This is a genomic window from Ferrovibrio sp., from assembly GCF_036381655.1.
Lineage (GTDB): Bacteria > Pseudomonadota > Alphaproteobacteria > Ferrovibrionales > Ferrovibrionaceae > Ferrovibrio.
In genome coordinates this window covers 23,113-31,235 of sequence record NZ_DASVCJ010000045.1, presented here as the reverse complement: position 1 = coordinate 31,235, position 8,123 = coordinate 23,113, and the positions used below count along the sequence as shown (strand labels likewise).

The 8,123-nt window shown below is 66.4% G+C and carries 11 protein-coding genes and 1 pseudogene; 11 read left to right on the top strand and 1 reads right to left on the bottom strand.

The window, feature by feature from the left end; translation table 11 throughout:
* The 10 genes and pseudogenes from VF194_RS09300 to glpK form a co-directional block, all read left to right on the top strand.
* A pseudogene (locus tag VF194_RS09300) lies at positions 1 to 201 on the top strand (ABC transporter ATP-binding protein); the annotation flags it as partial.
* A gap of 33 nt (positions 202 to 234) precedes the next feature.
* Positions 235 to 537 (top strand): urease subunit gamma, encoded by a 303-nt coding sequence (locus VF194_RS09295; protein WP_330890275.1) that lies wholly within the window; start codon positions 235 to 237, stop codon positions 535 to 537.
* A gap of 10 nt (positions 538 to 547) precedes the next feature.
* Complete coding sequence (locus tag VF194_RS09290) at positions 548 to 865, top strand: urease subunit beta (RefSeq protein WP_330890273.1); 318 nt, start codon at positions 548 to 550, stop codon at positions 863 to 865.
* Positions 866 to 882: 17 nt separating this feature from the next.
* Positions 883 to 2,589 (top strand): urease subunit alpha, encoded by a 1,707-nt coding sequence (ureC, locus tag VF194_RS09285; protein ID WP_330890271.1) that lies wholly within the window; start codon positions 883 to 885, stop codon positions 2,587 to 2,589.
* A 3-nt stretch (positions 2,590 to 2,592) separates the two neighbouring features.
* The gene (locus VF194_RS09280; RefSeq protein WP_330890270.1) at positions 2,593 to 3,105 is read left to right on the top strand and encodes an urease accessory protein UreE; all 513 of its coding nucleotides are present in this window, start codon (positions 2,593 to 2,595) and stop codon (positions 3,103 to 3,105) included.
* On the top strand, positions 3,089 to 3,769 hold the full coding sequence (locus VF194_RS09275; protein WP_330890268.1) for an urease accessory protein UreF: 681 nt from the start codon (positions 3,089 to 3,091) through the stop codon (positions 3,767 to 3,769). Before VF194_RS09280 ends, VF194_RS09275 begins: the two co-directional genes overlap by 17 nt.
* Positions 3,766 to 4,377, top strand: a complete 612-nt coding sequence (ureG, locus tag VF194_RS09270) for an urease accessory protein UreG (RefSeq protein ID WP_330890266.1) — start codon at positions 3,766 to 3,768, stop codon at positions 4,375 to 4,377. Before VF194_RS09275 ends, ureG begins: the two co-directional genes overlap by 4 nt.
* A 144-nt stretch (positions 4,378 to 4,521) precedes the next feature.
* Entirely contained in the window at positions 4,522 to 5,193 is a 672-nt protein-coding gene (locus VF194_RS09265; RefSeq protein ID WP_330890264.1) for a bifunctional 4-hydroxy-2-oxoglutarate aldolase/2-dehydro-3-deoxy-phosphogluconate aldolase, read from the top strand.
* A 3-nt stretch (positions 5,194 to 5,196) separates the two neighbouring features.
* Positions 5,197 to 5,448, top strand: coding sequence for a DUF1272 domain-containing protein (locus VF194_RS09260; RefSeq protein ID WP_330890262.1), 252 nt, complete (start codon positions 5,197 to 5,199; stop codon positions 5,446 to 5,448).
* Positions 5,449 to 5,451: 3 nt separating this feature from the next.
* Positions 5,452 to 6,942, top strand: a complete 1,491-nt coding sequence (gene glpK, locus VF194_RS09255) for a glycerol kinase GlpK (protein ID WP_330890260.1) — start codon at positions 5,452 to 5,454, stop codon at positions 6,940 to 6,942.
* A gap of 24 nt (positions 6,943 to 6,966) precedes the next feature.
* On the opposite strand, the gene VF194_RS09250 is transcribed toward glpK, so the two are convergent.
* On the bottom strand, positions 6,967 to 7,404 hold the full coding sequence (locus VF194_RS09250; RefSeq protein WP_330890257.1) for a hypothetical protein: 438 nt from the start codon (positions 7,402 to 7,404) through the stop codon (positions 6,967 to 6,969).
* Positions 7,405 to 7,639: 235 nt separating this feature from the next.
* On the opposite strand from VF194_RS09250, the gene VF194_RS09245 reads away from it, so the two are divergent.
* Complete coding sequence (locus tag VF194_RS09245) at positions 7,640 to 8,071, top strand: hypothetical protein (protein WP_330890255.1); 432 nt, start codon at positions 7,640 to 7,642, stop codon at positions 8,069 to 8,071.
* Positions 8,072 to 8,123: the final 52 nt, after the last annotated feature.

Sequence of the window (8,123 nt, the reverse complement as noted above, 5' to 3'; positions counted from 1 at the left end):
TCCATCATCAAGGATATCGGTCGCGTCATCCGCAGTTTGGCCGATCGCGGCACCATGGCGATCGTGCTGGTCGAGCAGTATTTCGAGTTCGCCAGGGAACTGGCCGACCGCTTCATCCTGCTGCAGCGTGGCGAGGTCGTGGTCGCCGGCGATGCGGATGGGCTGGATGACCCTGATGTCCGCCGGTATCTTACCGTCTGATCGCCCGGCATCGAGAAAGGGGAGGCGCGCGGCATGAATCTGACGCCCCGCGAGAAGGACAAGCTGCTGGTCGCCATGGCGGCCGTGGTGGCGCGGCGCCGGCTGGAGCGCGGCGTGAAGCTCAACCATCCCGAAGCCGTGGCGCTGATCACCGACTTCGTCGTCGAGGGCGCGCGCGACGGCCGCTCCGTCGCCGAGCTGATGCAGGATGGCGCCAAGGTGCTGACCCGCGAGCAGGTGATGCCGGGCGTGCCTGAGATGATCCACGAAATCCAGGTCGAGGCGACCTTCCCGGACGGCACCAAGCTGGTGACCGTTCACAACCCGATCCGATAGGAGCGTCCGCGTGATTCCCGGTGAAATCATCTGTGCACCCGGCGATATCGAGCTGAACGCCGGCCGTCCCACCGTGACCCTCGAGGTTGCCAATACCGGCGACCGGCCGATCCAGGTCGGCAGCCATTATCATTTCTTCGAGACAAACCCGGCGCTGCAATTCGACCGCGGGAAAGCGCGCGGCATGCGGCTGGATATTCCCGCCGGCACAGCCGTGCGCTTCGAGCCGGGCCAGACGCGGACGGTGACCCTGGTGGCCTATGCCGGCACACGCGCCGTCTTCGGCTTCCGCGCCGAGGTCATGGGCACGCTCCCGCCCCAGGATTGAGAAGAGGGGAACAGATCATGGCACGCATCCCCCGTTCGGCCTATGCCGGCATGTACGGGCCGACGCTGGGCGACAAGCTCCGGCTCGCCGATACCGATCTGATCGTCGAGGTCGAGCAGGATTTCACCACCTACGGCGAGGAGGTGAAGTTCGGCGGCGGCAAGGTGATCCGCGACGGCATGGGACAGAGCCAGGCCACCGATGCCGCCGGCGCAGTCGATACCGTGATCACCAATGCGCTGATCCTGGATCACTGGGGTATCGTCAAGGCCGATATCGGCATCAAAAACGGGCGCATCGCCGCCATCGGCAAGGCCGGCAATCCCGATGTGCAGCCCGGCGTCGATATCGTCGTCGGCCCCGGCACGGAAGCCATTGCCGGCGAGGGCAAGATCGTCACCGCCGGCGGCTTCGATGCGCATATCCATTTCATCTGCCCGCAGCAGATCGAGGAGGCGCTGTATTCGGGCGTGACCACCATGATGGGCGGCGGCACCGGTCCTGCCGCCGGCACCGCAGCCACCACCTGCACGCCGGGGCCGTTCCATATCATGCGCATGCTGCAGGCGGCGGAGGCCTTCCCGATGAATCTCGGCTTCCTCGGCAAGGGCAACGCTTCGCTGCCCGATGCCCTGATCGAGCAGGTCGCCGCCGGCGCCTGCGGTCTCAAGCTGCACGAGGATTGGGGGACGGCGCCGGCTGCCATCGACAATTGCCTGAGCGTCGCCGAACAGCACGATGTCCAGGTGGCGATCCATACCGATACGTTGAATGAAAGCGGCTTCGTCGAGGATACCATCGCTGCCTTCGGGCACCGCACCATCCACGCCTTCCATACCGAAGGGGCCGGCGGCGGCCATGCGCCCGATATCATCAGGCTGGCGGGACTGGCCAATGTGCTGCCGTCCAGCACCAATCCGACCATGCCCTACACGGTCAACACCGTGGACGAGCATCTCGACATGCTGATGGTCTGCCATCACCTGGATGCGAAAATTCCGGAAGACGTCGCCTTCGCCGACAGCCGGATCCGGCGCGAGACCATTGCGGCGGAAGATATCCTGCACGATCTCGGCGCCTTCTCGATGATGTCCTCCGACAGCCAGGCGATGGGCCGGGTGGGCGAGGTGATCATCCGCACCTGGCAGACCGCCGACAAGATGAAGAAGCAGCGCGGCAGGCTGCCTGAGGAGACCGGCGACAACGACAATCTGCGCGCCAGGCGCTACATCGCCAAATACACGATCAATCCGGCGCTGGCGCATGGTGTGGCGCACGAGATCGGCTCCGTGGAAGCCGGCAAGTTCGCCGATCTGGTGATCTGGTCGCCGGCCTTTTTCGGCGTGAAGCCCGACATGGTGCTGAAGGGCGGCAGCATCGCCGCCGCGCCGATGGGCGATCCCAATGCCTCGATCCCGACGCCGCAGCCGGTGCATTACCGCCCGATGTTCGCCAGCTTCGGCCGCAACAGGGTGCAGTCCAGCCTCACCTTCGTCAGCCAGGCGGGTATCGAGGCCGGCATTGCGGAGAAATACGGCCTGCAGCGGCCCCTGGTGGCGGTGAAGGGCTGCCGCAGGGTGGGCAAGAAGGACATGGTGCACAATAATTACATGCCCAGGATCGAGGTCGATCCGGAGACCTATGTCGTGCGTGCCGATGGCCAGCTTCTTACCTGCGAGCCGGCCAGGGAGCTGGCGCTGGCGCAACGGTATTTCCTGTTCTGAGAGATGTTGAAAGCCTCCTCCGTCATACCCGCCGACCGCTGGCCCGCCTCCGAATGCAGGGCCACGGTCACCCTCGCGCATCACGACCGCCATCGCCGCCGCATCCGGCTGACCGCCGATGACGGCACCGCCTTCCTGCTCGATCTTGCCGAAGCGAGCGTTCTGCGTCATGGCGATGGGCTGAAGCTCGAGGGCGGCGGCTATATCGAAGTCCGCGCCGCGCCCGAGCCCCTGGTAGAGGTGCGCGCGGAGCTTCCTGAATTGCTGGCGCGGCTTGCCTGGCATCTGGGCAACCGCCACCTGCCGGCCGAGATTCATGGCGACCGCATTCTCATCCGCGACGATCACGTCATCGTCGATATGCTGAAGGGCCTCGGTGCCGCGGTGCGCCATATCGAAGCCCCTTTCGATCCCGAAGGCGGCGCCTACGGCCAGCATAATCACGACCCGGCGCATCCCTACGGCCTCGGTTCGCATTATGGCCACGGCCATCACCATCATGACCACGACCACTGAGCTTTATCGCCTGCTGGCCTGGTTCTCGCCGAGCTATCCGATCGGCGCCTTTTCCTACAGCCACGGCATCGAACAGGCGGTCGAGGTCGGTCATATCAGGGACGTGGCGACGCTTGCCGCCTGGATCGGCCATATCCTGCGCCATGGCGCGGGCTGGGTCGATGCCGTGCTGCTGAAGGAGGCTTATGCCGCCGCCGAGGATGCGCAGCGGCTCGACGAACTGGCCGATCTCGCGCTGGCCTGGCGCGGCACGCAGGAGACCGCGCTGGAAAGCAGCCAGCAGGGCGGCTCGTTCCTGTCCATCACGCGCGCGGCCTGGGGCGCCGCGCCGCTGGAAGCCTTCGCCGCGATGCGCGCCGATAAGCCTGTCGCGCTCAGCATCGCCATCGGCGTGGCGGCCGCCGCGCATCGCCTGGAACTGAATGCCGTTCTGGCTGCCTATCTGCATGCCTTCGCCGCCAACCTCGTTTCGGCGGCCGTGCGGCTGATTCCGCTCGGCCAGACCGACGGCCAGCGCGCGCTGCAGGCGCTTATGTTGGTGGTCGACAGCGTCGTGCCCTGCGCGCGCGCCTGCGAGATCGACGAATGCGGCACGGCGGCGATGATGGTGGATATCGCTTCGATGATGCACGAAACCCAGTATACGAGGCTGTTCCGATCATGAGCGCGAATACCCTGCGAGTGGGAATCGGTGGCCCGGTCGGCTCGGGCAAGACGGCCCTGGTCGAGCGGCTCTGCCGTCATCTGCGCAACGACTGGAACATCGCCGTGGTGACGAACGACATCTACACCAAGGAGGATGCCGAATTCCTCACCCGCGCCGGCGCGCTCGATCCGTCGCGCATCGCCGGGGTCGAAACCGGCGGTTGCCCGCATACCGCGATCCGCGAGGATGCCTCGATCAACCTCGGCGCCGTGGCCGAGATGCAGAGGCGGTTTCCCGGCCTCGACATCGTCTTCGTCGAATCCGGCGGCGACAATCTGGCCGCGACCTTCTCGCCCGAATTGGCCGATATCACCATCTACGTCATCGACGTCTCGGCCGGCGACAAGATCCCGCGCAAGGGCGGGCCGGGCATCACCCGCTCGGATCTGCTGGTGATCAACAAGATCGACCTCGCGCCCTTGGTCGGCGCCTCGCTGCAGGTGATGGACCGCGATGCCAGGAAGATGCGCGGTGCGCGGCCTTTCATCTTCTCGAACCTGAAGGCGCAGCAGGGCGTCGCCGAAATCGCCGATTTCATCCTCAAGGCCGGCGGGCTGAGGGAATAGTCAGGCGCTATCCCCGTTCCGCCGCCGCGGACAGGCCATCCGCGAGTTCCTTCCGCCCGCAGAAAAACAACTCATGGCTGCCGCGCCCAAGGCGTGGCATGAGGCGGAAGAATGAGTCTAAATAAGACGGAAACGGGAGGAGCCATGTCGGAGAAAGCCATCGGCCAGAAAACCATCGACCGTGCCGCCGCCGTCGACAGCCTGATGCAGGGCGCGCCGCTCATCCCGGTGCTGGTCATCGAGGATGCCGCGCAGGCCGTGCCGCTGGCGCAGGCTTTGGTGGCCGGCGGCTGTCCGGTGCTGGAGATCACCCTGCGCTCGGCCGCGGCGCTGGAGGCGATCCGTCGCATCGCCCAGGGCGTGCCGGGCGCCATCGTCGGTGCCGGCACCGTGCTCAATCCGTCGCAATTCGCCGCCGCCCAGCTTGCCGGCGCGCGTTTCGTGATCGCGCCGGGCGCCACCCAGCCGCTTTATGCCGCCGCGAAGGAGACCGGCCTGCCGTTCATTCCGGCCGCCGCCACCGCCAGCGAGATCATGGGCGGCCTGGATCATGGCTTTACCCGCTTCAAGTTCTTCCCGGCCGAGAGCGCCGGCGGGATCGCGGCGCTGAAAAGCTTCGCCGGGCCGTTTCCCGAGGTGCGTTTCTGCCCGACCGGCGGCATCTCGGAAGCCAATCTCGCGGCCTATTCGGCGCTGCCCAATGTCTTCGCCGCCGGCGGCTCCTGGCTGGCGCCGAAAGACAAGGTTGCGGCCGGCGACTGGGATGGCATTATCGCCATCGCCGAAAAGGCCGTGCAAATCGCGAAAGGACAATAGGCCATGCTCGAGTTGCGCCCCAATTGCGAATGCTGCAACCGCGACCTGCCGCCGGCGGCTGGCGATGCGATGATCTGCACGTTCGAATGCACCTTCTGCCGCGATTGCGCCGAAGGCGCGCTGGGCGGCGTCTGCCCGAATTGCGGCGGCAATTTCGCGCCCCGGCCGATCCGTCCGGCGCGGCTGCTGGCCAAATACCCGGCCAGCACCAAGCGCGTCTTCAAGGCCGAAGGCTGTCGGCAGAGCGCGGCCTGAACCATGGCGGCGCCGCAATACGTCCTCGCCATCGATCAGGGCACGACCTCGTCGCGCGCCATCGTCTTCGACGCGCGCGGCATGGTCGTCGCCATCGCGCAGAAGGAGCTTACCCAGCATTATCCGGCCGATGGCTGGGTCGAGCATGACGCCGAGGAAATCTGGCGCGACGTGCAGAGCGTCATGCGCGAGGCCGTCGCGCGCGCCAATCTGAGCGCACATGACATCGCCAGCATCGGCATCACCAACCAGCGCGAAACCACGGTGGTCTGGGAGCGCGACAGCGGCCGGCCGATCCACCGCGCCATCGTCTGGCAGGACCGCCGCACCGCCGAACTCTGCCGCCGCAAGGTCGCCGATGGCGCCGGCACGCTGGTGCAGGGCAAGACCGGCCTTCTGATCGACAGCTATTTCTCGGCCACCAAGATCGCCTGGCTGCTCGACAACGTATCCGGCGCGCGCCGGCGGGCCGAGAAGGGCGAACTCTGCTTCGGCACCATCGACAGTTTCCTGCTGTTCCGGCTCACCGGCGGCAGGGTACATGCGACGGACGCCACCAACGCCTCGCGCAGCATGCTGTTCGACATCCACAAGCAGGATTGGGATGCGACGCTGTGCGAGATTTTCGACGTGCCGCGCGAAATGCTGCCCGAGGTGAAGGATTGCAGCGGCATCTTCGGCGCGAGCACGCCGGATATCCTCGGCCAGTCTTTGCCGATCGCCGGGATCGCCGGCGATCAGCAGGCCGCCACCTTCGGCCAGGCCTGTTTCGCGCCCGGCATGGTCAAATCGACCTACGGCACCGGCTGCTTCGCGCTGCTCAACATCGGCGACAAGCCGCTGGCTTCCGAGCATCGCCTGCTGACCACGGTCGCCTACCGGCTTGACGGCAAGCCGACCTATGCCTTCGAGGGCTCGATCTTCGTCGCCGGCGCCGCCGTGAAATGGCTGCGAGACAGGCTGCGTTGCGTCAAGGACGCCGCCGAAACGGCGACCCTGGCCGCCAGCGTGCCGGAAAGCCACGGCGTGTATCTGGTGCCGGCCTTCGTCGGCCTGGGCGCGCCCTACTGGGATCCGGATGCGCGCGGCGCCATCCTGGGCCTGACGCTGGATACCGGCTTCGAGCATATCGCGCGGGCGACCCTGGAATCGGTCGCCTATCAGACGCGCGACCTCACCAACGCGATGAAGGCCGATGGCGCGCAGCCGCCGACGGCGATCCGCGTCGATGGCGGCATGGTGGCCAATGACTGGCTTTGCCAGTTCCTCGCCGACATGCTCGATGTCGCGGTCGAGCGGCCCAAGGTGATCGAAACCACCGCCCTGGGCGCGGCCTATCTCGCCGGACTGGCCACCGGCGTTTATGGCGGCCTGGATGCGGTGGCCTATGCCTGGAATCTCGGCCGCCGCTTCGAGCCGCGCATGAACAAGGCCACGCGCGAGCAGCTCTATGCCGGCTGGCAGAAGGCGGTCAGCCGCGTGCTGACCAAGTGATTAAGCCGTCGTCGTCCCGCGGCGTCACCGCAGCACATAGGCCAGCATGACGCTGCCGCCGAAGGCGATCAGCACGCAGCTTATCGCATAAAGCGCATAGAAATTGCGCCGCACCGGCGCAAGTCCGGCCGTAAGCCAGGCGAGCAGCACGGCGGCGATCACTTCGCCGCTCGGCAGAAGCTGCGCCAGATGCAGCAGCCAGGGCCGATGCAGGATGCTCACGCCGCGCGGCTCGAAAAAGGCGAGCAGCATGACGCTGACCAGCGGCAGCAGGGCCAGAAAGCCGTTCAGCAGGATCACCCCGCGTTTCAGGTTGGCGCGGCCCGATTCCGGCAGGCGATGCTTGCGCGTCAGCATCAGGCCGAACACGGCCAGTAGCGACAGGAGCAGGCCGATCAGCAGGGCCGGCTGGCCGATCAGGATCAGGAGCGACCAGAGGTCGATGGACAGGCGCGAGAGCATGCGGACTCAACGGATGGGATCGGCGGGACGGACGGGCCGGTCCAATCTGTCGCCTGCGGCAGCGCTTGCCAACCCGTCCCGGCGCTAAGTGGCTGAATTTTCATGGCGATCGATTTAGGTCGATAATCCCATTTTGTTCTTTATATGCACCAAATCTATGGCATGGCGGGCGCAGGCTTCACCAGAAGGCCAGCCGCTCCCAGCGAACCAGCCGCTCCCGGCGAAAGGAACTGTCATGCTGAATATCGAAGCGCCCGGGGATTTCGTCGGCACCCCGGCAGCGCCGTCGGCTATGGCCGGCGGCCACAGCATTGAACGCATCGCCGCAGACCAGGGCTGTCCGCCGCAGGCGATCCGCCGCGATTTGCGCCGTAGCCGGAAATTCCGGCAGCGGATCGAGCGCGATCTCGAAAGCCGGCGGCTGGCGGCGCAACTCCGCTTCGGCGCCACCGGCGAGAACGCGGTCCTGCGGTTTTCGACGGCGAGGCGAAACTCGGCAATCGATGGACCGGCCTCAGCAGGCTCGAACTGGCCACCGCGCGGCTCCGGACAGGCTCGAACCGGCATCCTGCGCGGCCCCGCCGCACCCGGCGGGGGCCGCGGCGAAATGCCGGATAATTGCGCTCCGGCCTCGCTGTTGCGCGCACCAGACCCATATGCTAACTAAGCGCGGCTTTCGCGCCGGGGGGCTGCGGGTATGCGCTCAACGGCTCGTAAAT